The organism is Halotalea alkalilenta, from assembly GCF_001648175.1.
Lineage (GTDB): Bacteria > Pseudomonadota > Gammaproteobacteria > Pseudomonadales > Halomonadaceae > Halotalea > Halotalea alkalilenta_A.
Window position 1 is genome coordinate 154,213 of the sequence record NZ_CP015243.1, and the last position, 25,705, is coordinate 179,917.

General features: G+C 64.9%; 23 protein-coding genes. 13 read left to right on the top strand and 10 right to left on the bottom strand.

Going from position 1 to position 25,705, the window contains the following annotated elements:
* Nucleotides 1-12: 12 nt before the first annotated feature.
* The gene (locus A5892_RS00750; protein ID WP_064121165.1) at nt 13-984 is read right to left on the bottom strand and encodes a sugar-binding transcriptional regulator; all 972 of its coding nucleotides are present in this window, start codon (nt 982-984) and stop codon (nt 13-15) included.
* Between the two features lie 329 nt (nt 985-1,313).
* On the opposite strand from A5892_RS00750, the gene A5892_RS00755 reads away from it, so the two are divergent.
* The 7 genes from A5892_RS00755 to A5892_RS00785 all read left to right on the top strand — a co-directional run bounded on the left by A5892_RS00755 (nt 1,314) and on the right by A5892_RS00785 (nt 9,920).
* Nucleotides 1,314-3,053: a dihydroxyacetone kinase family protein gene (locus A5892_RS00755; protein WP_064121166.1), complete on the top strand. Its 1,740-nt coding sequence runs from the start codon at nt 1,314-1,316 to the stop codon at nt 3,051-3,053.
* 17 nt (nt 3,054-3,070) lie between these two features.
* Complete coding sequence (locus tag A5892_RS00760) at nt 3,071-3,556, top strand: ribose-5-phosphate isomerase (RefSeq protein WP_064121167.1); 486 nt, start codon at nt 3,071-3,073, stop codon at nt 3,554-3,556.
* Nucleotides 3,553-4,314 (top strand): triose-phosphate isomerase family protein, encoded by a 762-nt coding sequence (locus A5892_RS00765; RefSeq protein WP_064121168.1) that lies wholly within the window; start codon nt 3,553-3,555, stop codon nt 4,312-4,314. Before A5892_RS00760 ends, A5892_RS00765 begins: the two co-directional genes overlap by 4 nt.
* 330 nt (nt 4,315-4,644) lie before the next feature.
* Nucleotides 4,645-6,636 carry a transketolase gene (gene tkt / locus A5892_RS00770; protein ID WP_064121169.1) on the top strand — a complete coding sequence of 664 codons (1,992 nt, stop codon included), beginning with the start codon at nt 4,645-4,647 and terminating at the stop codon, nt 6,634-6,636.
* Nucleotides 6,637-6,850: 214 nt separating this feature from the next.
* Complete coding sequence (locus A5892_RS00775; RefSeq protein ID WP_064121170.1) at nt 6,851-8,017, top strand: phosphoglycerate kinase; 1,167 nt, start codon at nt 6,851-6,853, stop codon at nt 8,015-8,017.
* 179 nt (nt 8,018-8,196) lie between these two features.
* Nucleotides 8,197-9,261, top strand: coding sequence for a class II fructose-bisphosphate aldolase (fba, locus tag A5892_RS00780; RefSeq protein ID WP_064121171.1), 1,065 nt, complete (start codon nt 8,197-8,199; stop codon nt 9,259-9,261).
* Nucleotides 9,262-9,476: 215 nt separating this feature from the next.
* Nucleotides 9,477-9,920 (top strand): GNAT family N-acetyltransferase, encoded by a 444-nt coding sequence (locus tag A5892_RS00785; protein ID WP_064121172.1) that lies wholly within the window; start codon nt 9,477-9,479, stop codon nt 9,918-9,920.
* A 72-nt stretch (nt 9,921-9,992) separates the two neighbouring features.
* On the opposite strand, the gene A5892_RS00790 is transcribed toward A5892_RS00785, so the two are convergent.
* On the bottom strand, nt 9,993-10,703 hold the full coding sequence (locus A5892_RS00790) for a phosphatase PAP2 family protein (RefSeq protein WP_082890196.1): 711 nt from the start codon (nt 10,701-10,703) through the stop codon (nt 9,993-9,995).
* A 301-nt stretch (nt 10,704-11,004) separates the two neighbouring features.
* Here A5892_RS00790 and A5892_RS00795 point away from each other — a divergent pair, with 301 nt between their 5' ends.
* Entirely contained in the window at nt 11,005-12,195 is a 1,191-nt protein-coding gene (locus tag A5892_RS00795) for an SIR2 family protein (RefSeq protein ID WP_064121174.1), read from the top strand.
* A gap of 20 nt (nt 12,196-12,215) precedes the next feature.
* Here A5892_RS00795 and A5892_RS00800 read toward each other — a convergent pair whose 3' ends face one another.
* A complete protein-coding gene (locus tag A5892_RS00800; RefSeq protein WP_064121175.1) occupies nt 12,216-12,728 on the bottom strand; it encodes a DUF192 domain-containing protein in 513 nt (170 codons plus the stop codon).
* Nucleotides 12,729-12,837: 109 nt separating this feature from the next.
* On the opposite strand from A5892_RS00800, the gene A5892_RS00805 reads away from it, so the two are divergent.
* Complete coding sequence (locus A5892_RS00805; RefSeq protein WP_064121176.1) at nt 12,838-13,788, top strand: DMT family transporter; 951 nt, start codon at nt 12,838-12,840, stop codon at nt 13,786-13,788.
* 30 nt (nt 13,789-13,818) lie between these two features.
* On the opposite strand, the gene A5892_RS00810 is transcribed toward A5892_RS00805, so the two are convergent.
* A complete protein-coding gene (locus tag A5892_RS00810; RefSeq protein WP_064121177.1) occupies nt 13,819-14,406 on the bottom strand; it encodes a nitroreductase family protein in 588 nt (195 codons plus the stop codon).
* A 168-nt stretch (nt 14,407-14,574) separates the two neighbouring features.
* On the opposite strand from A5892_RS00810, the gene yciH reads away from it, so the two are divergent.
* Nucleotides 14,575-14,934, top strand: a complete 360-nt coding sequence (yciH, locus tag A5892_RS00815; protein WP_064121178.1) for a stress response translation initiation inhibitor YciH — start codon at nt 14,575-14,577, stop codon at nt 14,932-14,934.
* Between the two features lie 52 nt (nt 14,935-14,986).
* Complete coding sequence (locus A5892_RS00820; protein WP_064121179.1) at nt 14,987-15,394, top strand: YbaY family lipoprotein; 408 nt, start codon at nt 14,987-14,989, stop codon at nt 15,392-15,394.
* Here A5892_RS00820 and A5892_RS00825 read toward each other — a convergent pair.
* Both A5892_RS00825 and A5892_RS00830 read right to left on the bottom strand, forming a co-directional pair.
* Complete coding sequence (locus A5892_RS00825) at nt 15,374-16,234, bottom strand: NAD-dependent protein deacetylase (protein WP_317627708.1); 861 nt, start codon at nt 16,232-16,234, stop codon at nt 15,374-15,376. The two genes, A5892_RS00820 and A5892_RS00825, sit on opposite strands and share 21 nt — an antisense overlap.
* Nucleotides 16,235-16,288: 54 nt before the next feature.
* Nucleotides 16,289-17,020 carry a ribonuclease T2 family protein gene (locus A5892_RS00830; protein WP_223302752.1) on the bottom strand — a complete coding sequence of 244 codons (732 nt, stop codon included), beginning with the start codon at nt 17,018-17,020 and terminating at the stop codon, nt 16,289-16,291.
* Between the two features lie 224 nt (nt 17,021-17,244).
* Here A5892_RS00830 and A5892_RS00835 point away from each other — a divergent pair, with 224 nt between their 5' ends.
* Nucleotides 17,245-18,432: an MFS transporter gene (locus tag A5892_RS00835; RefSeq protein ID WP_190295642.1), complete on the top strand. Its 1,188-nt coding sequence runs from the start codon at nt 17,245-17,247 to the stop codon at nt 18,430-18,432.
* Between the two features lie 179 nt (nt 18,433-18,611).
* Nucleotides 18,612-20,258, top strand: coding sequence for a carbohydrate porin (locus A5892_RS00840; RefSeq protein ID WP_064121180.1), 1,647 nt, complete (start codon nt 18,612-18,614; stop codon nt 20,256-20,258).
* Here A5892_RS00840 and A5892_RS00845 read toward each other — a convergent pair.
* Genes A5892_RS00845 through A5892_RS00860 form a run of 4 tightly spaced genes read right to left on the bottom strand, consistent with a single transcriptional unit; the run spans nt 20,255 to nt 25,677 of the window.
* Nucleotides 20,255-21,892 carry an alpha-glucosidase gene (locus tag A5892_RS00845; protein WP_064121181.1) on the bottom strand — a complete coding sequence of 546 codons (1,638 nt, stop codon included), beginning with the start codon at nt 21,890-21,892 and terminating at the stop codon, nt 20,255-20,257. The genes A5892_RS00840 and A5892_RS00845 overlap by 4 nt on opposite strands.
* A 35-nt stretch (nt 21,893-21,927) precedes the next feature.
* Nucleotides 21,928-23,217 (bottom strand): ABC transporter substrate-binding protein, encoded by a 1,290-nt coding sequence (locus A5892_RS00850; RefSeq protein ID WP_082890199.1) that lies wholly within the window; start codon nt 23,215-23,217, stop codon nt 21,928-21,930.
* A gap of 52 nt (nt 23,218-23,269) precedes the next feature.
* The gene (locus A5892_RS00855) at nt 23,270-24,544 is read right to left on the bottom strand and encodes an ABC transporter substrate-binding protein (RefSeq protein ID WP_082890200.1); all 1,275 of its coding nucleotides are present in this window, start codon (nt 24,542-24,544) and stop codon (nt 23,270-23,272) included.
* Complete coding sequence (locus A5892_RS00860; RefSeq protein WP_064121182.1) at nt 24,541-25,677, bottom strand: ABC transporter ATP-binding protein; 1,137 nt, start codon at nt 25,675-25,677, stop codon at nt 24,541-24,543. Before A5892_RS00860 ends, A5892_RS00855 begins: the two co-directional genes overlap by 4 nt.
* Nucleotides 25,678-25,705 lie beyond the last annotated feature (28 nt).

Here is a 25,705-nt window from a genome sequence, read left to right on the forward strand (position 1 = left end):
GGCGCTTCAAGCTCAGCGCCGCCCCACCTCGTCGAGGCTCAGGATGGTGTGGGCATTGGTCGCGCTGGTGGCGAGGGTGTCGATCACCCCGGTACGCAGCGCACCGAGGATGCCGGCGGCCTTGGTGTTTTCGCTGGCGATCGCGATGACATCGGGGATGCGCGCAAGATCGCTGATCGACAGTCCGATCACTCGCCCCTGCATCGGCGTCTTGGCCGGGTGGCCATGAATATCGATGAAGTCGTAACCCATCATGTCGCCAATCGTTCCGGCCAGCCGCGCCTCGGCGATCTCCTGGGGCGTGAACCAACCCATCCGCGCCATGTTGCTGTTCTCGCTCAGGTCACCGACCCCGATCAGGGCGATATCGGCACGTCGGGCGCGATCGAGGGTCTGGCGCACGGTGATGTTGTCGAGCAGCCGCTCGCGCGCGGTCGCGTCCTGTACCAGCGCCGGGGCATAGAGCGTCTCGCTCTCGCCGCCGAACCTGGCCGCCAGGCGCCGGCAGATATGGTCGGGGTTCATGTACTCGCCAGCGCGCAAAGAGCCGCCGATCGCACAAATGAACGAGCAGCGTCGCGCCTGCTGGACGAACACGTTGTCGGCCACGGAGCCAACGTTGCGCCCCATGCCCACGGCGACGATCGCACCGTCGTCGAGCGTGCGGGCCAGATGGTCGGCGACCAGGCTGGCAACGTTGGAGCGCTGGCGCTCCTCGTCGCCATGGTCGAGGGCGATCAGCGCGCGCTTGATGCCGAAGCGACGCTTCAACTCCTGCTCTATCTCGGCACTGACCGCGGGATGCAGACGCACCCGCACGTCGACGATTCCTTCCATATGGGCACGCTTGAGCAGTCGCCCCACCTTGATCCGAGAAATGCCCAGCCGCTGGGCGATCGCCTCCTGGGTCTCGCCTTCCACATAGTAGAGTGCGGCGATCTCGGTCATCAGATCAGCCTCGCCAACCTCACTGCGCTCGCTCATCGTTCTTTTTCTCCCCCGCTCGTTCGACAGCCTCCTGGCGCGCCCAACGATAGCACAGCCATAGAAGCCGGCCGGACAAACGCCGCCCCTCAACTTTTGATCACGCCAGGAACTTTGGATCAATCATCAGCAGAAAGCACACAATCCGGCGAAAGCTGAGCCATACCAAGGGATGAAAGGCTAATTAACGATCAACCAAAGTCGTATATAGACATTCCTCCAAGCGTTCGATACTGGATTCATCTCATCATTTGTTCACGTTAAGATCATATATCCGGTATCACCGGTGCAGCGCGCCCGCGAGGCGCCCCGCCACAGGAGCCAGTCCCATGACTCGTCTGTTCAATCGCCCCTCGGACTTCGCCAGCGAGCTGATCGAAGGCTTCGTCGCCGCCTACTCCGACAAGGTCCGCCAAGTCCCCGGCGGCGTGGTGCGCAACACCCGATCAAAGCAGGGTGAGGTCGCGGTGGTGATCGGCGGTGGGTCGGGACATTACCCGGCCTTCTCCGGGCTGGTCGGCCAGGGACTCGCCCATGGTGCGGCGATGGGCAACCTGTTCGCCTCCCCCTCCGCCCGCCAGGTCTACTCCGTCTCCCGCGCCGCCGACAACGGCGGTGGGGTGATCCTGAGCTTCGGCAACTACGCCGGCGACGTACTCCATTTCGGCATGGCCAAGGAGCGGCTCAACTCGGAGGGCATCCGCTGCGAGGTCCTGCCGGTCACCGACGACATCTCGAGTGCGCCGATCGAGGAGCGCCACAAGCGGCGCGGCATCGCAGGCGACCTGACCGTATTCAAGACCGCCGCCGCCGCTGCCGAGGCCGGCTACGACTTCGATGCCACGCTCGCCGTGGCCAGGCGCGCCAATGAGCGCACCCGCTCGCTCGGCGTCGCCTTCTCAGGCTGCACGCTGCCCGGTGCCAGCCAGCCGCTGTTCGAGGTCGCCGCCAACAAGATGGCGCTTGGCATGGGTATCCATGGCGAACCAGGTATCGAGGACTGCGACATTCCCACCGCCGACGAACTCGCCGAGCGACTGGTCGCTACGCTGCTCGAGGAGCTGCCGGAAGGGGTCGAATCGCCCCGCGGACAGCGCGTCACAGTGCTGCTCAACGGCCTCGGCAGCGTCAAGTACGAAGAGCTCTTCGTGGTCTATCGACGGGTCGCCCAGCTGCTCGGCGATGCTGGCGTCGAGGTGATCGAACCCGAAGTCGGCGAGCTGGTCACCAGCTTCGACATGGCAGGGCTTTCGCTCACTCTGTTCTGGCTCGACGAGGAGCTGGAGCGGCTATGGCACGCGCCCGCCGCGACACCAGCGTTTCGCAAGGGCGAGATCACCCTCGCCGAACCGCTCGAGGCGACCGAGCTCGAAATTCCCGACCTCGACGTGGTTACCCCCGCCTCCAGCGAATCGCGACGCGCGGCCGGCTGCGTGCTCAGCGCCCTGGAGGCGGCCGAGCGGGTGGTGCTCGCCAACGTCGAGAAGCTCGGCCGGATCGATGCGATCGCCGGCGACGGCGACCACGGCATCGGCATGGAGCGAGGTGTCACTGCGGCGGTGGAAAAGGCGCGCGAGCTCGAAGCCCGCGACGCTGGCGCCGGCACCCTCTTGACCCGTGCCGCCGATGCCTGGGCCGATCGTGCCGGCGGCACCTCCGGCGCGCTGTGGGGAGTCGCGCTGGGCGCGCTCGGCACCGCGATCGGCGACGAGCACGCCCCCGACGCCAAACGCGTCAGCGAAGGCGTACGCCGAGCGCTGGAAGGCATCATCCACTTCGGCAAGGCCTCTCCCGGCGACAAGACCATGGTCGACGCGCTGATTCCCTTCCACGAGACGCTCGAGCGCGAAGTCGAAGGCGGCGCCGAACTCGCCCAGGCCTGGCGCAAGGCGGCCGAGGCCGCGCATCGAGCAGCAGAAGAAAGCGCTCACCTGGTACCGAAAATCGGCCGCGCCCGCCCCCTGGCGGAGAAGAGCGTCGGCACCCCGGATCCCGGCGCGATCTCGCTGGCGCTGATCGTCGCCGCAGTCGGCGAAGTGATCAGCAAAGGCACTCCCGTTACCGCATGACCCAAGGACTCCTGAACATGACCGACAAACTGCGCATCATCATCGGTTCCGACGACGCCGGCTACGAATACAAAGAAGCGCTCAAGGCGGACCTGCTCGAAAGCCCGCTGGTCGCCTCGGTCGAGGATGTCGGCGTCGATGCCGACTGCTCCATCGCCTATCCGCACGTCGCGATCAGCGCAGCGGAAAAGGTCAGCGCCGGCGAAGCGGACCGGGCGCTGTTGATCTGCGGCACCGGGCTGGGCGTTGCGATCTCGGCCAACAAGGTGCCGGGCATCCGCGCAGTGACCGCCCACGACGGCTTCTCGGTCGAGCGGGCGATTCTCAGCAACAATGCCCAGGTGCTCTGCATGGGCCAGCGGGTGGTCGGGCTCGAGCTCGCAAGGCGGTTGGCGCGCGAGTGGCTGACCTATCGCTTCGATGAAAGCTCCGCCTCGGCTGCCAAGGTCCAAGCGCTGAGCGACTACGAAGCCACGCACGCCGAGGCCGAAAAGCAGCCATGAACGCCGCGCCCATCATTCTCGGCATGAGCCTCAAGATGTACTTCGGCCAGCGCCGCACGCTCGACTGGTGCCGAGAAGTGGCGAGCGCGATCGCGCGCCACCCCGCTGTCCTCGAAGGCCGGGTCGAACTGTTTCTGCTGCCCAGCTTTCCGTTGATCGCCCCCGCGCAGGAGATATTCTCCACCACCCCGATGCGCATCGGTGCCCAGGATCTGCACTGGGAGGATCAAGGCGCCTTCACCGGCGAGGTCAGCGGTGCCCTGCTGGCGGAAATGGGCGCGCGCTACGCCGAGATCGGCCACGCTGAGCGCCGCCGCCTGTTCGGCGAGACCGACGAGACGGTGGCATTGAAGACCGCCGCTGCACTGCGCAACGGCCTGACCCCGGTGCTCTGCGTCGGTGAAACGCACCAAGGCAGCGCCGAGCAGGCAGCGCAGGCCTGCCTCGCCCAGCTGGAGAGCGCGCTCACTGAAGCGCAGCGTCAGGGCCTGCATGGCGAAGTGATCCTCGCCTATGAGCCCGTCTGGGCGATCGGCGCAGCCGAGTCGGCCACCCCGGCATTCATCGCCGAGGTCTGCGATCTGCTGCGTACCGGACTCTCGAATGCGGGCCACCGTGCCAGGATCATCTATGGCGGCAGCGCCGGCCCGGGCCTGCTGTCGCGCATCCAGGACAGCGCGGACGGCCTGTTCCTCGGCCGCTTCGCCCACGACCCACGCGCCTTCGCAAGCATCCTCGATGAGGTCCAACTGCGCTGAGACCTTTCCCGCCACTTCTGCACACGGTGGGAAAAGGCTCGCGGCAGCGCGGCAGTGAAAATCATTATCGCGGCTATCCAGCCGTGGGAATGGACACTATCCTGTGTCGATGAGCCGTGGTCGTGTCGCGACAACCGTCAACGCCCGTAATATGGCGCCCGCACCCGTGACAAGCCGCCGCCGGTCATCGAAGGCGCGACGAACGCGGGCGACCATGGGACAACCACCGATGGCGCTGCGTCACAAAATTGCGTAGCTTTCCTACATCCTGGTCGGTCAGGCCGATCACATCTTCGACACTCACAGTGAACCTCAGGAGCCTCTAACGTCATGCCGTCACGTCGTCAGCTCGCCAACGCGATTCGCGCCCTCTCCATGGATGCCGTCCAGAAGGCCAACTCAGGTCACCCGGGCATGCCGATGGGGATGGCGGACATCGCAGAGGTACTATGGAGAGGTCACCTCAAGCACAACCCGAACAACCCGGACTGGCAGGATCGCGACCGCTTCATTCTCTCCAACGGTCACGGTTCGATGCTGCACTACTCGCTGCTCCATCTCACCGGCTACGACCTGCCGATGAAGGAGCTCGAGAACTTCCGCCAGCTCGGCTCGAAGACCCCTGGACACCCGGAGCACGGCTACACCGCCGGTATCGAGACCACCACCGGCCCGCTCGGCCAGGGCCTGGCCAACGGCGTCGGCATGGCAATCGCCGAGCGCACCCTCGCCGCCCAGTTCAACCGCGGCGACCACAATGTGGTCGACCACCGGGTCTGGGTCTTCGCCGGCGATGGCTGCCTGATGGAGGGCATCAGCCACGAGGCCTGCTCGCTGGCCGGCACCCTCGGCCTCGGCAACCTGGTGGTGTTCTACGATGACAACGGCATCTCGATCGATGGCGAGGTCGAAGGCTGGTTCACCGACGATACCGCCAAGCGTTTCGAAGCCTACGACTGGAACGTGATCGGTCCGATCGACGGCCACGACGCCGAACAGATCGATGCGGCGATCAACCAAGCCAAGCAAGTCGACGACAAGCCTTCGATCATCATCTGCAAGACCGTGATCGGCTTCGGCTCACCGAACAAGGCGGGCAAGGAAGAGAGCCACGGCGCCGCCCTCGGCGACGACGAAGTCGCACTGGCGCGCAAGGAACTCGGCTGGGACTACCCGCCGTTCGTCATCCCGCAGGAGATCTACGACGCTTGGGACGCCCGCGAAAAAGGCGCCCAGTTCGAGGCCGAGCACGACAAGCTGCTCAGCGCCTATGCCGAGGCCTATCCAGAGCTGGCCAAGGAGCTCAAGCGCCGCTATTCCGGCGAGCTGCCGGCCGCGTTCGATCCCGACAAGCTGATCCGTGAGGCGCAGGAAAAAGGCGAGAAGATCGCCTCGCGCAAGGCCTCGCAGAACGTGCTCAACGAGCTCGGCCCGATCTTCCCCGAGCTTTTCGGCGGCAGCGCCGACCTCGCGCCTTCGAACCTGACGATCTGGAAGGGTGTCGAGCCGATCAGCAAGACCAACTTCGGCGGCGCCTACCTGCACTATGGGGTGCGCGAGTTCGGCATGGGTGCGATCGCCAACGGCATCGCCACTCACGGCGGCTTCATTCCCTACGACGCGACCTTCCTGGTGTTCGTCGAATACATGTTCAATGCCGTGCGCATGTCCGCGCTGTCGCACACCCGTATCGTCCATGTCTTCACCCATGATTCGATTGGTCTCGGCGAGGATGGCCCGACCCACCAGCCGATCGAGCAGCTCGAGGCGCTGCGCGCGCTGCCCGGCCTGCACACCTGGCGTCCGTCCGACTCGGTCGAGACCGCGGTGGCCTGGGTCGAAGGGATCAAGCGTGAGAAGGGCCCGACCGCGCTGGCACTCTCCCGCCAGGGCCTGCCGGTGCAACCGCGCAGCGAAGCCCAGCTCGCTGCGATCAAGCGCGGCGGCTACGTGCTGCGGGAGACCGAAGGCACCCCTGAGCTGATCCTGATCGCCACCGGCTCCGAAGTCGGCCTCGCGGTCGACGCGGCCAAGGTGCTCGAGGAGAAGGGTCGCAAGGTCCGCGTGGTGTCGATGCCCTGCACCAGCATGTTCGACGAGCAGGACGCCGAGTACCGCGAGTCGGTACTGCCGCGCGCGGTGACCAAGCGGGTCGCGGTCGAGGCCGCCTCGGTCAACGGCTGGTACAAGTACGTCGGCCTCGACGGCAAGATCCTCGGCATGCACAGTTATGGCGAGTCGGGCAAGGCCGAGGATCTGTTCAAGCACTTCGGCTTCACCGTCGAGAACCTGGTGAAGATCGCCGAAGAGACGCTGGGCTGATCCAAGCGCCGGACGCACCCACGGGCTCACGCCCGCCCCGGTGGCCTATCCCACCGGGGCGGGCGTCTTCGCCACCGGGGCCTGCGTCCAAGCACGACCGAGACATTCCATATTCTATTTTTTCCGTTCTAAATCATCAGGTTGGTAATATTACGCATATTGCCAACCCGCTCTGTTTCAGCGATATTCCTTACCAACCTCCAGGAGCTGCCGCATGAACGTGCGCAAGATGGGCGAGCTTGATCTCAAGGGCAAACGAGTACTGATCCGCGAAGATCTGAATGTACCGATCAAGGAAGGCCGCGTGACCTCCGACGCACGCATCCGCGCCAGCCTGCCAACGATCAAGGCGGCGGTGGAAGCCGGGGCCAAGGTGATGCTGATGAGCCACCTCGGCCGTCCCACCGAGGGAGAGCCTGACGACGAGTTCTCACTCGCGCCGGTGGCCAGCCGCCTCAGCGACCTGCTCGGACAGAGCGTGCGCTTGGAGAAGGACTACCTCGAAGGACTGCCGGAGCTCGACGACGGCGAAGTGGTGCTGCTCGAGAACGTGCGCTTCAACAAGGGCGAGAAGAAGGACGACGAGACGCTGGCCCGCGCCTACGCGAACCTCTGCGACGTGTTCGTGATGGATGCCTTCGGTACCGCCCACCGCGCCCAGGCCTCGACCCACGGCGTCGCTCGCTTCGCTCCTCAAGCCTGCGCGGGCCCGCTGCTCGCCTCCGAGCTCGAGGCACTGCACAAGGCGCTGGCCGAGCCGAAGCGGCCGATGCTGGCGATCGTCGGCGGCTCCAAGGTGTCGACCAAGCTCGAAGTGCTCAATGCACTGTCGGAAAAATGCGACAAGATCATCGTCGGCGGCGGGATCGCCAATACCTTCATCGCCGCCGCCGGCCACTCGGTGGGCAAGTCGCTCTATGAAGCCGACCTGGTCGCGCAGGCCAAGGCGCTGATGGACAAAGTCGAGGTGCCGATCCCGGTCGACGTAGTGGTCGCCACCGAGTTCTCCGAGGGAGCCAAGGCGACGGTCAAGCCGGTCGACCAGGTGCTCGACGACGAGATGATTCTCGATGTTGGTCCGAAAACCTCAGCGACCTTCGCCGCCAGCCTCAAGGCAGCGGGCACGATCCTCTGGAACGGTCCGGTCGGGGTGTTCGAGATCGATCAGTTCGGTGAGGGCACCAAGGCGCTCGCCGAGGCGATCGCGGCGAGCGATGCGTTTTCGATCGCCGGCGGCGGTGACACCCTGGCGGCGATCGACAAGTACGGGATCAGTGAACAGGTCTCCTATATCTCCACCGGCGGCGGCGCCTTCCTCGAATACGTCGAAGGCAAGCAGCTGCCAGCGGTGACTGCCCTGGAAGCGGCGGCCAAACGCTGAGTCCAGGGTTTACCCCCCTCGCGGGTGAGGCCGGAGGCGGCACCGATCGCGCCGGCATGCGACGATAGCTGAATGAAAAGAGCACAGGCCACACGCCGCGACATCCGAGCGCGGCGGTAGGCGTCGAGAGAGAACCGGGGCGCCTTCGGGCGCCCCACCCACCGAGAGGTCATCCCCTCATGGCACTGATCAGCATGCGGCAGCTGTTGGACCACGCTGCGGAGCACGGGTACGGAGTGCCTGCGTTCAACGTCAACAACCTCGAGCAGATGCGAGCGATCATGGAGGCGGCCGACGCCACCGATTCGCCGGTGATCGTCCAAGCCTCGGCGGGAGCGCGCAAGTACGCTGGAGCCCCTTTCCTGCGCCACCTGATCCTCGCCGCGGTCGAGGAGTTCCCCCACATCCCGGTGGTGATGCATCAGGACCACGGCACCAGCCCGGCAGTGTGCCAGCGCTCGATCCAGCTCGGCTTCTCATCGGTGATGATGGACGGCTCGCTCGGCGAGGATGGCAAGACCCCGACCGACTACGACTACAACGTCGACGTCACTCGCCGCACCGTCGAGATGGCGCACGCCTGCGGCGTCTCGGTCGAAGGTGAACTCGGCTGCCTCGGCTCGCTCGAGACCGGCATGGCCGGTGAAGAGGACGGCATCGGCGCAGAAGGCGTGCTCGATCACAGCCAGCTGCTCACCGACCCCGAAGAGGCCGCCGACTTCGTTCGCGCGACGCAGGTCGACGCCCTGGCGATCGCCATCGGCACCTCCCACGGCGCCTACAAGTTCACCCGCCCGCCGACCGGCGACACGCTGTCGATTCAGCGGATCAAGGAGATCCATGCCAGGCTCCCCGATACCCACCTGGTGATGCACGGCTCCTCCTCGGTACCGCAGGAGTGGCTCGAGGTGATCAACCGCTTCGGTGGCGAGATCGACGAGACCTACGGCGTACCGGTCGACGAGATCGTCGAGGGAATAAAGCACGGCGTGCGCAAGGTCAACATCGACACCGATCTCAGGCTCGCCTCGACCGGCGCGATCCGCCGCTTCATGGCCGAGCACCCGAGCGAGTTCGACCCGCGCAAGTACCTCGCCGAGACGGTCAAGGCGATGCGTGACATCGCCGCCGCTCGCTACGAGGCCTTCGGCACCGCCGGCCAGGCGGCGAAGATCAAGGCGATCAGCCTCGAGAAGATGGCACAGCGCTACACAAGCGGCGAGTTGCGCCCCAACCTCTACTAGCCCAGCCGCATGCCGGGTTCCATCGTACGCCTCGCTACCAGCGAGGCGTTTTTTCATCCGCTGCGTCCGGCTCGCCACGCGGCTGCCGTCAAGCTGACCACCGGCCGTGGACAGGATCGAGCGTCGCTTGGGGGTGGTGCAACTGACGCGCTACCCTGACAGGATGAGGTGCCGGACAGCGGCGCCTCCTCCGATTCCACTGCCAAGGACCCTTCATGACGATTCGACGCGCGCACCTAGATGATGTCGACCTCCTCGCTCCGCTGCTCGACGCCTATCGTCAGAGCCTCGGCCAGCCAATCGACCTTGCGCTGGCGAGGGATTTCCTCAAGGCGCGCCTGATCCAGGACGAAGCGGTACTGTTCATCGCCATCGACACCAGTGGTACCGGCGTCGGCTTCGTCCAGCTGTTCCCTTCCTTCTCCGCCATCGCGGCCTCCAGGACCTGGATCCTCAACGATCTCTACGTCACCCCGGGGGCCCGTCGCTATGGGCTCGGTCGCGAGCTGACCCAAGCCGCCGCGCGCTTCGCCAAGGAGCAGCACGCCACCTCGCTGCAACTGACCATCTTCGATGAAAACGCTGACGCCCAAGCGTTCTACGAATCGCTCGGCTGGAAGCGCCAGCGCAAGCACGTGCTCTACGAGCTCCAGCTCTGAGGCTCGAGCGCTGCGGCTGAGATAGCGGACCGATGGGAGAAGCGATGACACCATCCATGTCGCCCATCCAGCTCAAGAGAGCGACCACATGGCTTCGTAGAGTGTGCGCAGGATCTTACGCGGCTCATCCATCATCGTGGTGACCTGGTACGAGGCAACGAAAGCCACCGTATAAAACAAGGGGGCTTGTCTTTCTTCGAGCCGCTGAACGATACGATGCAGCCAACATACCAAAGGCCGGCCCCATGTATTGACCAACAGGGTGGCAATCACACCGATGAAAGCGCCTGCCAGCACGTCCGATGCATAGTGATATCCAGCATAAATGCGCGGAAGGGTGCTGACGATCGCCGCCCATGAAAGGCAGAAGATGCCGAGTGAGCGTGAAAACAAAAATACGGCGGATGCCAAGGCGAAGGCCAGCGCGGCGTGATCGCTGGGGAACGAGCTCCAGTTTTCCAATGCCTGCAGATCGACGCCGTAGGGTGCCACGTAATCGGGGTTCTCGGCATGCATCGGCCTCGGCCGATTCGAAAATACACTTTGAATCAGCCTGGCCACTACCGTGGCCAATACCGCGCCGAGCCCGGCATTGAGGACGATCCGCCTCGCTTTTTCCACATCGGACTTCGAGAACCAGACATACCAAAGCAAGCATACGATGGGCAGCATTTTGATGCTGTTGGACTTCGTCGTTCCCACGATGATCAAATCGATGATTTCCCAACGGCTCGCGACGATACTCGTCAGTTTCAGCACGCTGGAATCAAGCGCCTGCATCATCCCTCATCCCCCTGAATTTTTATTTTTCAACCGATGAAACTCTCCAATACAGCTGATATCCATCGGGGGAACATCGGTCCTTTCACAACGAGAAAGGACGCATCAGATAGAAATAGTCTCTCATGAAAAATTTCTGAAACATTTATGTAATCAGCGCGGCCCGTCCCTTTTCACCGTCATTCGGTGCCATGGCCACATGCACTGATGCCCTCAACGCCTAGTACCTGGCTGCATTTGCGTCCCGAAGCGCCCGCCGTGAACCATACTGGTATGGCGAATCGGGCAAGAAGGAGAGTCGAGAATGGAGGAGCACGCGGCCAGTGGGATCGAGACGAGCAACGCCAGTACCCAGGAGGCCTTCGTCGCGCTGATGCAGACGCTGCTCGAGCGCGACCCGATCGGCATGCCACCTCCGGTGGTGACGTTCTGGTGCGGCGCGGGATTCTCCAAGGCGTGGGATCCGCGCGCGCCCACCGATGGCGAGCTTTTCTCGTTCGATGTCGAGGAGCTGGAAGCCCTGCCCAATCTGCGCCACATCCTGCATGTGATGGGCTGGGAGCAGTACCAAAGGCTCGACTTCGAACGCTTCAAGGCGCTGTCGTACGCGATGGATATGCAGGTTCGCTACCCCGATATCCGTAACCGCTACATCGACAGCCAGAACCTGGGCCTTGCGATCAACGAGATACGCGCGCTGATCTGGCGCCGCTTTCATGCCCGTTGCGACCTCCACGCGATCTCCGACGGCAGTCTGCGGTTCGACGACTCACCGCCGAGCGAGGGCCAGCAGGCGATTCTCGACTTCTTCAGCGCGCTGGAACGCTGCGCGCGCCGCTCGGGTTTCGGTCCGCTATGGCCGCTCTACCACTTCATCACCACCAATTACGATTTCACCCTGGAACGCCTGCAGGAGCGTATCGAACCAAGCGAGACGCCGGTGTTCGACCGCTTCTACCGAGGCATCACCCCGAGCAGCATCTGCGGGCGATCGATATGGGAGCAGGCTCCCCGTCGGCTGGACCGCAACCTTTTGAAGATCAACGGCGGCTTCGAACTGCAAAACCGCAGCGACGGGTTCGGCTTCGATTTCGACTATCGCGCCCGCGACGAGCAGGAGGTACGCCGCGATCCACCGCTTCTGATCCTGCCTTCGCAGGTACAGGACTACGGCGAGCGCTACTTCCAGCAGGTCTTTCCCAAGGCGGTGCGACTCTTGCGCGAGACCAGCGTGCTGGTGATCGTGGGCTACAGCATGCCGCCAGAGGACGCGCTACTGCGCTTCATTCTCCGCCAGCTGGCCGAAAGCCCGGACGACGCGCGCGGCAAGCATGTCTTCGTGGTCGATACCAAGAACCACGCCACCATCCGCGCCCGCCTCGAAGAACTGCTGTTCTCGATCGGCCGGATCGGCTGGCCAAGCGAGCACTACTACAGCGGCAAGTTCGAGCATTTCTGTGCCGAGCTGGCGCCTCGGGTGGGTCAGCGTGCCTGAACGCCGACCGGCCGCTCAGTTCAATCGAACAATAATTCGCGCCCCTGCCCGATGCGGTCTCCCACCTCGATGCCATGACGCTCGAGGTAGCCACCCTCCACCTCGAGCGCGGCGATGTAGGGCGCTTCGGGGTAGTAACTCGGACAGTTCATCGCGGTACGGCTTCGACAGGGCTCCATGGTGCGGATGGAGTGAATCCGTCCGTCGCCACCGATGAAAGCGATGTCGAGCGGAATCAGGGTGCGATACATCCAGTAGCCGTTGGACGCCGGCTGCTCGCGCCCCCCGTAGATGAACAGCATGCCGCCGTCCTCGGGCAGCGACTCGCGCTGCATCAGCCCGCGCGCGCGCTGCTCGACGGTCCCGGCCAGCTCCACCTCCAGCGAGCGTGTGCCGGTGCGGGTCTCGATGCCGAGCGGTACGCGCTCGGCGGCCTGTACCGCGGCAAAGCAGGCGGCAACCAGCAGCAGGAAGGCCGCGGCCGAACGAACGCACGAGCGCCGGAATCGAACGCCTTGAAAAGTGAACGACACTGCGAGACTCCTGTAACGAGATTGGCGCAACGACCACGGCACCGGTGATAATGTAGCCTCGACGGCAAGCCGTCGCGCACTCTCCACCGCCGACCCAAGCGAGGCCCGCGTGCCCCTTTCCGATTTTCTCATTGCCGTGGGCGTCATCTTCATCTGGGCGCTCAACACCATCGTCATCAAGGTCGGCGTCACCGAAATCCCCCCTCTCGAGATGACCGTTTTGCGCTTCATCCTGGTCGGCGTGCTGCTGCTGCCGTTCATGCGGGTGAACCGCCGCCAGTTGAAGTGGCTGCTGCTGCTCTCGTTCACCTTCGGGCTGATGCACTTCAGCCTGATGTTCCTGGGCCTGTCGATGAGCGAGGCGGGCACCGCCGCGCTACTGGTCCAGCTCGGCACGCCCTTCGCCACCATCCTCGCCGCGATATTCCTCAAGGAACGGCTCAATGCCAAGCGAATCTTCGGCCTGGCGGTCTCCTTCTCCGGGGTCATCGTGCTCGCCGGAGGCCCGAGCCTGCCCTCCGCGCTACCGCTCTGCCTGCTGCTGCTCAGTGCGATGGGCTGGGCCGTCTCCAACCTGCTGATCAAGATCGGCCCCCCGATTCCATCGCTGGCGATGGCCGGTTGGGTCTCGCTGCTGGCGATCCCGCAGGTGGCACTGGCGTCGCTGATCTTCGAAAGCGGGCAATGGGAGGCGATCCTCAACGCCGGCTGGCGGGGTTGGACCGCGGTGATCTACAGCGCGGTGCTCTCTTCGATTCTCGCCTACGGGCTCTGGTACTCGCTGCTGCGCCGCCATGTGATGGCCAAGCTGGTACCGATGACGCTGCTCACCCCCGTGTTCGCGGTCATCCTCGGCGTGCTGCTGCTTGGCGATGACCTCGGTGTATTCAAGCTGGCCGGCGGCGCGCTGGTGATCAGTGGGATAGGGATCATAAACGTGCGCTGGCGTGACCTGCTGCGGCCCAAGCGGGCCAAGGAGCGCCGCCGGCTGGCGGCGCAGCAGGCGGCACTGGAGCTGGAGCGTCGACGCCTCGAGGGGAGTGAGAAGGACGACGCCTGACGCGGATGCGCTGCACCCAGCCTTTGAAGCTCAGGCCTTGAATCCCAGCCCTTCGAACACGGTCTCTTCGAGCGGCCGGCGTTCGTTGGGCGACTCCTTGGCCTGCAGGCCCTCGGGCAGGACGGACTTGTCGCCGCGCTTGCCGATCGCGACTACCGCCTCGACCGCATAGTTCCCCGGCAACGCCAGCACTTCGCGAATCTTCTCCTTGTGGATACCGGTCATGCCGTGGGTGACCCACCCCGACAGCTGTGCCTGCAGCGCGATACTGGCCCAGGCCGCGCCGGTATCGAAGGAGTGGCTCGGGTTCTCGACCTCCTGTTCGGCACTGAGGCTGGTGGTCTTCGACAGCACCACGACCAGGGCCGATGCATTCTTGGCCCAGCTACGGTTGAAATCGTTGAGGAACTCGAGATAGGTATCCCAGCTATCGCTGCCCTGCTTGGCGTAGCTGAAGCGCCACGGCTGCACGTTGAAGGCGGAAGGCGCCCATCGCGCGGCCTCGAACAGGCTGAACAGGGTCTGGTCGTCGATCGCCTCTCCAGTCAGCGAGCGCGGTGACCAACGTTCGACGAACTGCGCATCGACAGGATACTGGGCGCTGCGTGCTTCACTCATGAAAGCTCCTTGGACGTCTGAAAACCGCCACGCGGCGCGCGGCGTAAAGAGAACCCAAGGATTACTCTTTGGTCGAAAGGATGTAAAGCCTCCTGCCTGACACGGTTTCACCCCGCCGCAGCGAGGCTGCTATGCTCGCCCGGGACAGATCCGATCGAGGTTTTACGCATGTCATCTCTCAAAGACCAACTGAGCTCGCTGGTCTACTCCACCGAACGCGGCGATCTGCGTGGCGACGATGCTGAAGCAGCCCGTGAGGCCCGCGATCAGGCCCGGCTCGCCGGACTCGACGGGATCGTGCGGATTCGTCGCGAGACCTCGGGACGCAAGGGCAAGGGCGTGACCACGGTGAGCGGCGTACCGCTCGCCGAGGAAGCGTTGAAGAAGCTCACCGCCGAACTCAAGAAGCGCTGCGGCAGCGGCGGCGCGCTGAAAGACGGCGTGATCGAGATCCAGGGCGATCACCGCGATACCCTCAAACGCGCCCTCGAGACCCAAGGCTACAAGGTCAAGCTCGCGGGCGGCTGACTGCCGCCATCACACCACCGCGCGCCACGCGGCCCGCAACCCCGGATACCCCATGCAACCATTCAGGCTTTTCATCTCCGCGCTCGCCGTGCTGCTGCTCGGCTCGCTCGGCGGCTGCGCGCTGTTTTCCTCGGGACCGGACTTCGCCACGCTCGAAGGCGAAGTCGAGCTCGCGCCCCCACCGCCGCCCGATGCCACGCTCGAAGTCTCGCTCATCGACCTCGGCGCCGGCCGTGAAACCGTCGCCATCACCCGGCAGCCAACCCAGGGCGGCTGGCCGCAGCGCTTCTCGCTGGTCTACGACGCCTCGAGCATCGATCCGCAACGCCGCTACGCGCTGGAAGCCGGTGTACGTATCGATGGCAAGCTGCGCTATCTCGACGCCGAGCCGCTACCGGTGCTGACTCAGGGCGGGCCAAGTCGCGACATCCGCATCGCGCTATCGCCGAGCAGCGAATGAACCGAGCCGCTCGGCCAGGGCGCTGAGGCTTTCGCCAAGCGGTGCTTCGACCTTGAGCGTGTAGAGATCGTCGGCGCGGGTGCGGCCGAGGTTCAGGCAGGCGATCGGCAGGCCGTCGGCGCTCGCTTTGCGGGCGAAGCGAAAGCCCGAGAAGACCATCAACGAGCTGCCGACCACCCAGAGACCGCGGCTTTCATCGAGCAGCGCCATCGCGTCGACGACGCGTGCCTTGGGCACGTTGTCGCCGAAATAGACCACGTCGGGCTTGATCACCCCGATGCCGCAGCGCGGGCAGTGCGGCACTTCGAAAGTCGAGAAATCGCCCTCGAGATAGGCATCCCCGTCCGGCGCGATGGCCGCATCGAGCATCGCCCAGGCGGGGTTGAGCTCGGCCAGCCGGGCATGCCAAGCAGCGCGAGGCATCCGTATGTCGCAATGCATGCAGCGCACTTCGTCGGCACGGCCGTGGAGGTCGATCACCCGCCGACTGCCAGCGGCTTGATGCAGCCGATCGACGTTCTGGGTGATCACCCCATTGACCAGACCGTGCCGCTCTAGGGCCGCCAGCGCCAGATGGGCGGGCCCGGGGAGCGCCTCCCCGAGCGCCCGGAAACCGACCAGCGCACGGGCCCAATAGCGCTGACGCGCGGCGTGGCTGCCGATGAAGGATTGGTGGGTCATCGGTGCGGGGCGCTTCCATTCGCCTTGTGCATCGCGATAGTCGGGTATGCCGCTGTCGGTGCTGACCCCTGCGCCACTGAGTACGCAAAGCGGCGCATGGGCGGCGATGAATTCGCTCAATGCCTCGAGGGCGGGGTATGACGAAAATGCGATGTCCAAGGCGTCTCTCTTTCCGATCGAGGATCAGCATGACTCAGCGGATCGCCAAAGCTTTCAGCGTAGCGTGATTCGACCGCCACAGCGCCCGGTACCAAGACGGCTGAAGCTGGCCGAAGCGGGGAACTCGTCGATCTTTCGGGCATCGAGGCCAATGCGCAGCTCAGTGAGGTTGTCGGCTCGATCGCAGACCAGCATCAGCGCGCGCCCATCGGCACCGAAAGCGTCACGAAAGGCCTGGATCAACGCATTGCGCCCGACCGCCTCGCCTCGGTGATCGAAAAGCCATGCGGCGAAGCGGCTACGCTCCACCTCCTCGAACAGGCTTACTGCCTGAGTGAAATAGCGCTCGGGCGAAATATCGAAACACGACGCATGCTTGGCGAACTGGTAGCGGTCGAGGCAGCTGCGCTCCCCCGGCATCACCCGCTCGAGCTCGAGCTCCAGGGCTCGATCGAGAATCAAAGGTTCGATCGAGCAAAAAGGCCCGCTTCGCTCTGGCGCGAAGCGAAAACACCCCTCGCGGTTCCACTCGCCGCGACCGACGCCGTCACGCGCAAGCGTAGCCGGCAGCCCCGGCCACAGTCCGTGCAGCACCAGCGGACCGGCATCGCCATCGCGGCATTCATCCCGCCCCTGCCCCGCGCCGGCGCAAAAGCCGGGGTGCCAGGTCAATGCGAGCACGTAATCATCGACCTCCTCGAGGCTCAGCGCCGCCTGGGCGGCGCCGCTGCTCGCCCAGAGTGCAAGCACCGCCAGGGCAGCGACACGGGCCAGCATCGCGCGCATTTCATCTCTCCTCATCGAACCGTTGGTGTCACCGAGTGTCGCATACACACATTGCATGGACCGGGCGCTTGCCCGATTATCAGCGAAGGATGTGCTTTCTCGCCAAGGCCGCCATCGAACGCGGCGGAATCGGTCTCATCCACGCCCTCCGACGAGGGCCGTCATTGCAGTCGTGGGCGACTACGTGTAGCCCGGGCACCCACCACCGCACCAGGGAATCCCGTATGGCAGAGCCCGAAACTTCGACCGACTCCTTGTACACCGAAGTGCCACAAGAGCGTACCTCCAGCCCCTACCGGCGCGCTTCCATCGCCTTCTTCTTCGCCCTTTCCGGCCTCGCTTTCTCCAACTGGGCGGTACGGATTCCCGATATCCGTGACACGCTCTCGCTCAACGAGGCGCAGATCGGCCTGCTGCTGCTCTGTCCCGTCGCCGGTTCGCTGAGCCTGACCCTGCTGTCGAGCTACTTGATCAGCACTTTCGGCAGCCGGCGCACCACCCGCATCGGCGCCTACCTGGTCATACTCTCGATCGTGCTGATCGGCTGGTCGCCGAGCGCTTATGCTCTCGGCGGTGCACTGGTGGTGTTCGGTGCCGGCATGGGCTTGATGAACATCTCGATGAACGATCAGGCCGCGAGCCTCGAGCGGCGCTATCGGCGCTCGATCATGTCGTCCTTTCACGGGGTGTTCAGCCTCGGCGGCATGATCGGCTCGCTGAGCGGTGGCGCGCTCGCCGCCGCGGGCCTGCAGCCCGCCTACCATCTCAGCCTGGTCGCGGTGCTGCTGCTGATCGGCACGCTGATCAGCAAGCGCTTGCTGATCAAGCCACCGCCGCGCGCCGAGCGGGCCGGCGGCCCGCTGTTCGTACTGCCCAAGGGGCGGCTGTGGTTGATCGGCGCGATCGCGGCGGCGACGGTATTCGTCGAAGGCTCGATGGCCGACTGGTCGGCGCTGTTTTTGACCGACGTCGGCGCAAGCAGGGGGTATGCCGCGCTGGGTCTGGCGGTATTCACCGGATCGATGGCGGTCGGCCGCCTGCTCGGCGACCGCTGGATCGACTTCGTCGGCCCGATGCGTGCGCTGCAGATCGGCGGAACCTTCGGCGTGATCGGGATAGGCGTGGCGGTACTGTTCGCCTCGCCGAACGTGGCGCTGCTCGGCTTCGTCCTCGCCGGGCTAGGCATGGCCACGCTCTTCCCCTGCCTGCTCAGCCTCGCCGGACGCAACCCTGCCATGTCGCCCTCCACCGCGATCGCGTCAGTGGCGATGATGGGCTATGTCAGCATGCTTGCCGGCCCCCCCATGCTCGGCTTCCTCGCCCATGCGATCGGGCTGCGCCTGGCCTTCATCGCGCTGCTGATCTCGGCGCTGGTGATCCTCACCATGGCACGCTCTGCCTCCCGCCCCTGAGACTCACCGCCAAGACCCCCTGAAACCCTACTGGGGCCGGATTTCCGGCCCCATCCCTCTCGGACTTATTTAGCCGGGCTTCTTTAGTCGATGCTCGACCAAAGGCGCGGGACTTTAACGTTACAGGATGAAGTCTTTATCGATACAGTCACGTCTCTACAACGATACAGGCATCATCCATGCGCTCTGCTCCCACCAGCCACTTCCTCTTCACCTTGCCATCGGCGCTGGGGCTGCTCACCCTGAGCCTTCCCGTACTCGCCCAGCAAACACCCTCCCTCGAACAGCGCTTGGCCGCGATGGAAGCCAGGATCACCGCGGCGGAGCAGCGTGCCGAGGAAGCCGAACGGCACGCCGCCGAGGCTCGCCAGGAGCTCGAACAGCTCCGGGCTCCCCAACTCGCCACCCTCCCCGCCCCCAGCCAAGAACAGCTGGTCGATCGCCAGGCAAACGCTGCGTTCGGCATGCCAAGCGGGAGCGAGCCCAATCTGGCCAGCGACGGAGCACCGCCGGCCGCCTCCGCTCCACCGGAGCCGCTGAGCGGTTTCGAGTTCGGCGGCTATGCTCGTTCGGGAATCCTGTTCAACGATCACGGCAATGGCGGCAAGGGCGGCCCCTACTTCACTCCCGCCGGCTCGGTGGGCGGTCCAGTCGGACGACTGGGCAATGAAACCGACACCTACGTCGAGGCCCAGCTGAGCTACAACCAAGTGTTCGACAATGGCACCCAGGCGCGCTACATGATGATGCTCGCCGATGGCGTCGAGACCCTCAACGACTGGACTTCCAACGAAAGCGACCTGAACGTTCGCCAGGTCTACGCCGAACTGACCGCGCTACCGGCGCTGCGCGGCAGCCGGGCGTTTCGCGATGCGACCTTCTGGGCGGGCAAGCGCTTCGATCGCGACAACTTCGACATCCACTGGTTCGACGCCGACTTCGTATTCCTCGCGGGTACCGGTGGCGGGATCTACGACATCCAGCCGACCGATTGGTGGCGCACCAACCTGTCGATGATCGGTCGCAGCTATGGCGATTACTCTGGCGCTGGCGGCAGCGACGACACCCAGGCGTACATCTTCACCTCGAACAACTTCTTCGGTCCCTGGCAGTGGATGGTCAACGCCATCCGCGCCAACGACAACGAATACAACTGCCGCGCGAACCGATACGGCCTGACCGAAGAGGAGTGCGAGGCCCTGACCACCAACAGCCGCGACGGCAAGAGCGCCGAGAGCGGCGTGCACTCCATGCTCGCCTATCACGGAGAGAGCTTCTTCGGCCTGCGAGAAGGCAGCTTCAAGGCCGCTTTCATGGCCGGCGGCGGGCTCGGCGCCGAGCTCAAATCGATCGGCGGCGACTCGGAGCTGCTCAGTGACGCACGCGCGATGCGTGCCGCGATCTATGGCACCACGCCGATCAACCGGACCTGGAGCATTGCGCCAGCGCTGATGGCGGAGCAAAGCAAGGATCGCTACGTCGAGGGCGATCGCTACGACTGGATATCCTTCAACACCCGCCTGGCCCAGGCGATCAACGAGAACTTCGAGCTCCAGTACGAGTTCACCTGGCAGAACATGGACCTGAGCCCCAAGGGCTACGCTGGGCGCGAAAGCGTCAAAGGCAGCTTCGCCAAGCTGACCTTCGCGCCGACGCTCAAGCCGATCACCGGCGATTTCTTCATGCGTCCAGAACTGCGCGCCTTCGTCTCCTACCTCGACTGGACCAGCGAACTCGACGATTACAGCACCACCGACGCTTTGGGCAGCAATGGCTTCACCAGCGGCCAGTGGCAGTTCGGGCTGCAGATGGAGACCTGGTTCTAATCCACTCGCGCGAACAGCGCCTGGTGCGCTCCGAGCTCAAGCTCGAGATCCGCCGGGCCGCTGAGCGGCGCCGGCGTGTCGAAGCCGGGAAGCTCAAGCAACGTGATGCGCCCGGACACAGCGATCCGTCGGTTTCCGGCGCAAGACGAGAGGTTGAACACGCAAAGCAGCCTTTCGTCTTCGTGGCGGCGCAGGAAGGCGAGCCAGTCGTCGCCTGCCTCGAGCAGGGTGATCTCACCGTGGTGCAGGGCGGGGTGGGTGCGGCGCAAGGCGAGGGCCTGTTTCAACCAGTGATAGAGCGAGGTGCGATCCTCGCGCTGGCGGTCGGCTGCGAGCGGGCGGTGGCGCGGTTCGACCGGAAGCCAGGGTTCGACCTCGCTGAAGCCGAGCTGGCTGGCATCGGCCTCCCATGCCATCGGGGTCCGGCAGCCATCCCGGCCCTTGTAGCGTGGCCAGCCGTTGATCCCGGCCGGGTCGCGCAGCCGCTCGTATGGCACTTGCGCCTCGGGCAGGCCCAACTCGTCGCCCTGGTAGAGGCAGATGCTGCCGCGCAGGCACAGCAGTACCCATAGCAGCAAGCGCAGACGAGCAGGGTCGTCCTCGGCATGCCAGCGACTCGCCATCCGCTCGACATCGTGGTTGGAGAGCGCCCAGCAGGGCCAGGCGTCCTGCGCCTCGTCCTCGAAGCGCTCGATCACGCCACGCAGGTAGGCCGCACTGCTGGCGCTCCCCAGCAGGTCGAAGGTGTAGGCCATATGCAGCTTGTCGCCACCCGAGGTGTAGCGCTTCATCGTCGAGAGCGGCCGGTCGCCGCCGACCTCGCCAACCGTCGTCGTCCCTGGGTAGCGGCGCATCAGGGCGCGGATACGCTTGAGGAACTCGAGGTTTTCAGGCCGGTCAGTGGTGTAGCGCTGCCACTGGTAGCTTCGCGGCAGATCGCGGTTGTGCTTGAGCGGCTTCTCCTGCGCTTCGGGATCCACCGCGGGATTGTCGGTCAAGGCGGCGTCGTGGAAGTAGAAATTGACCACGTCGAAGCGAAAGCCGTCGACGCCGAGCTCGAGCCAGAACTCGAGCGTCTCGAGCTGGGCCTGCTGGACCTCGGGATGGTGGAAATTGAGGTCGGGCTGCTCGGGGAGGAAGTTGTGGAAGTAGTACTGGTGTCGCCGGGTGTCGAAGCTCCAGGCCGGCCCACCGAAGCTGCCCAGCCAGTTGTTCGGCGGCGTGCCGTCTGGACGCGGGTCCGCCCAGACGTACCAGTCGGCCTTGGGATTGTCGCGGCTGGCGCGGCTCTCGGCGAACCAGGGATGCTGGTCCGAACTGTGGCTCAGCACCTGGTCGATGATCACCTTGAGCCCCAGCGCATGGGCTCGCTCGATCAGGGCCCGGAAGTCGGCGAGGGTGCCGAAGCGCGGGTCGACGTCGCGATAGTCGGAAATGTCGTAGCCGAAATCCTTCATCGGCGAGGTGAAGAAAGGCGACAGCCAGATACCGTCGACGCCGAGGCCGGCGATGTGCTCGAGCCGCGCGGCGACACCGGCGAGATCACCGATGCCGTCGTCGTTGGCATCCATGAAGCTGGCTGGATAGACCTGGTAGAGCACGCAGCCGCGCCACCACTCGTTACCGTCGAGCATGCTTTCCTCCTCGATTGTCCGGCTCCCGCCGGGGATCATTCGAAACCGCGACGCGCGATCCTCAACATGTCGCGGTTGAGCGTCTCCAGCGCCTCGTCGATGCTCGCCTCATTGGTCAATACCCGGTGGGTACGATCGAAGATCGCATTGGAGTAGCGCGGATAGAGCGTCTTGACCAGGCTCGCCGGCCGGGCCACCGCCTGCTCCACCGGGCCGCGCATCGTGCCGATGAAGGGTGCCGCCTCGAGCACCTCGGGGTCCTCGAACAGATCGACGTAGCTTGGCAGGTAGGAGAGGTTGATCGCGCGATACTTCTGGTTTTCGCGCCGGGTCAGGTAGGCGACCAGCTCAGCGGCCTCCTTGGGATGACGCGAGTAGCGCGATACCGCCAGGCTCCAGCCGCCGAGGGTCGAGACATGGCGACCGCTGGAGCCGCTGGGCACCGGGGCGACACCGACCTTGCCACGCACCGGGCTGCCCTCGCTCTGGGTCAGCGACCAGACATAGGGCCAGTTGCGCATGAACACCGCATTGCCCGACTGGAACACCCCCCGCGACTGCTCCTCGACATAGCTCAGCGTGCCCCGGGGCGAGATGGTATCGATCCAGCCATGAGCGCGCTCCAGCGCGCGACGGGTGGCGGGATTGTCGACATCGACCTGGCCATCCTGATCGAGGAACAGTCCACCGCCCTCCGAGACGACCCACTCGAGCAAGTTGCAAGTCAGCCCCTCGTAGGCCCGCCCCTGGAATACGAACCCCCAGATGCCACGGTTGCCCTCCTCGCGTTCGCGCTGCTGGATGTAGGCGGCGGTATCGGTCATTTCGTCCCAGGTCCGCGGCACCGGTCGGTCGTATTTCTCGAGCAGGTCTTCGCGGTAATAGAGCAGGCTCGCATCGGTGTAAAGCGGCATCGCCTTGAGCTCACCATCGATGGTGTTGTTGGCGATCACCGTTTCGAACTGGCCGGAGGTGATGTCCCCGGGCAGCAGCTGGTGCAGATCATGGAGATGGTCACCGAGGATCCCCGGCCAAGTAGTGTCGGTGAGAATCACATCGATATCGCTGGCCTGGGAGCCGAGCAGCTGCTGGTAGAGGGCCAGCTGCTCGGTGGAAGAGTTCGGCATCGAGATCAGATTGGCCCGATTACCGGTCTGCTGCGCCCACTCCTCGGCGGCGCGCTGGCAGTGCTCGGCCTGCTCGGTCGAGCCGCAGGTGAAGTTGATCGTCACTCCTTGGGCATGGACGAGACTGGCCGTCGCGCCCAGGGCGGCCCCGAGGGCCGCCCCATGCATCCAACGAGTGAAACGAGGACGATGTTGCATGGCCTTCTCCCTGGCAGTTGATCGACCCAGCCCAAGGCGAACGCACCGCGCGCTACCATCCTCGGCGCGAAATCCTCAGCAGATCGCGATTGAGCCCTTGCAGCGCCTCATCCGCGGTCGACTCTCCCGACAGCGCACGATGGGTACGCGAGAACACCGCGGTGGTGAACCGCGGATAGAGCGTACGAGTCTCGGACGCCGGGCGCGGCATCGCATTGGCCAACGGTTCGCGCAGCTCGGCCATGAACGGCACGGCGGCGAGCACCTCGGGATCATCGTAGAGCGCTTCGAACGTCGGCATCGCTGAACGCTCGATCGCCGCGCGCTTTTGTGCCTCGTATCCACCGAGATGGGCCACCAGCGACGCGGCCTGCTCGGGATGGCGGGAATAGCGCGACACCGCAAGCCCCCAGCCACCCAGCCCCGAAACATGCCCGCCGCCTTCGCCGCGCGGCATCAGGGTCACGCCGATCTTGCCGCGTACCGCACTGTTGGCGTTCTGGCCCAGCGCCCAGGCGTAGCTCCAGTTACGCATGAACACTGCGTTGCCGTTCTGGAACACCGCTCGCGCCTCCTCCTCGGTGTAGTTGAGCGTGCCGGGCGGCGAGATCGTACCCACCCAGCCCGCGGCCCTGGTCAGCGCCCGCTCGGCCGGCGCCGAGAGCACATCCACCCGGCCATCGGCATCGATGTAGTTCGAGCCACCCTCGGAGAGCAGCCATTCGAGCGCATTGACGGTCAAGCCTTCGTAGGAGCGCCCCTGGAAGGCATATCCCCACATCCCCCGATTGCCCGCGGCGCGCTCTTCACGCTGGATGTACGCAGCGGTCTCGGTGAGTTCGTCCCAGGTTTCGGGCACCGGCCGATCGTACTTCTCGAGCAGATCCTCACGGTAATAGAGGATGCTGACGTCGGCGAAGGCCGGCAATGCGACCATCCGACCTTCGACTATATTGTTGTCCACCACGCGGGGAAACTGGCCATCGGTGAGATCAGCGGGCAGGTGGCCCGCCAGATCGACGAGGTGATCGCCGAGCACCCCGGGCCAGACCGAGTCGATCGTCATGACATCGATGTCGGGCGAACGCGAGCCCAGGAGCTGTTGGTAAAGCGCCAGCTGCTCGGTGCCCGAAAAAGGCATCGAGACCAGCTGTACACGATTACCGGTGAGTTCGGCCCACTCCTGGGCGGCACGGACACAAGGGGTGTCCGAGACATCGCCGCCACCGCAGGTGAAGCGGATGGTGACCCCCTCGGCATTCGCCGCCTGCCCTCCAACCAGCGCCAACGCCAAAGCGCAGGCGCCCCAACCACGCAGACGGCTCACAGCGCTGCCCTGGCGGGACTGTCGACGCGGTTTTCGCGCCTTGCCAGCGCGCGGTCGTCGGGCCCGAACAGCTGGATGCGCTCGAGATCCGGCACCAGGTTCACCCGGTCACCGCGCTTCAAGCCCGTATCGACCTCGGTGCGACACACCGGCGGGTCCTCCTCGAGCGAGGCGCGCGCGCCGTTGGCGATCAGATAGACATAGGCTTCGTTGCCGAGGTACTCGACGTTGCCGACGACGAAACCGGCATCCGTCCCGGCCTGCTCCAGCTTGAGATGCTCGGGGCGCATGCCGAGGGTGACGCTATCACCGACGGCCAGCGCTCCAGTCTCGAATGGCAGCTCGAGCCGCTGGATGCCCGCCCCTTCGACCACGGTATGCGCGCCGGTGGCGACCAGCCGCACCTCGAAGAAGTTCATCTTCGGCGAACCGATGAAGCCGGCGACGAACTTGTTGACCGGGCGCTCGAACAGCTCACGCGGAGAGCCGACCTGCTCGATCCTTCCTGCGCTGAGCACGACGATCTTGTCGGCCAGGGTCATCGCCTCGATCTGGTCGTGGGTGACGTAGACCATGGTCGATTTGAGCCGCTCATGGAGTCGTGCGATCTCGACCCGCATGCGCACCCTGAGCGCCGCATCGAGGTTGGAGAGCGGCTCGTCGAACAGCAGGATATCCGGCTCACGCGCCATCGCCCGGCCGATCGCCACACGCTGGCGCTGGCCGCCGGAAAGCTCCTTGGGCTTGCGCCCCATCAGCTCCTCGAGCTGGAGAATCTTGGCGGTCTCCATCACCCGCTGGCGCACTTCCTCCTTGCCGCCGCCCGCGAGCTTGAGCCCGAATGCCATGTTGTCGAATACGTTCATGTGCGGATAGAGCGCATAGGACTGGAAGACCATGCCCACCCCGCGGTCCTTGGGCGGCAGCTCGTTGACCCGCTCGCCCTGGATCCTGAGCTCGCCAGCGCTGATCGACTCGAGCCCGGCGATCAGCCGCAGCAAGGTCGATTTCCCACAGCCCGACGGGCCGACGAAGACCACGAACTCACCGTCTTCGATGTTCAGATCGACGCCATGGATGATGCGGTTGGCGCCGAAGCGCTTCTCGACTCCGCTCAGTTCGACATTGGCCATCGCGTTGCACCTCCCGAATGCCCGGGCA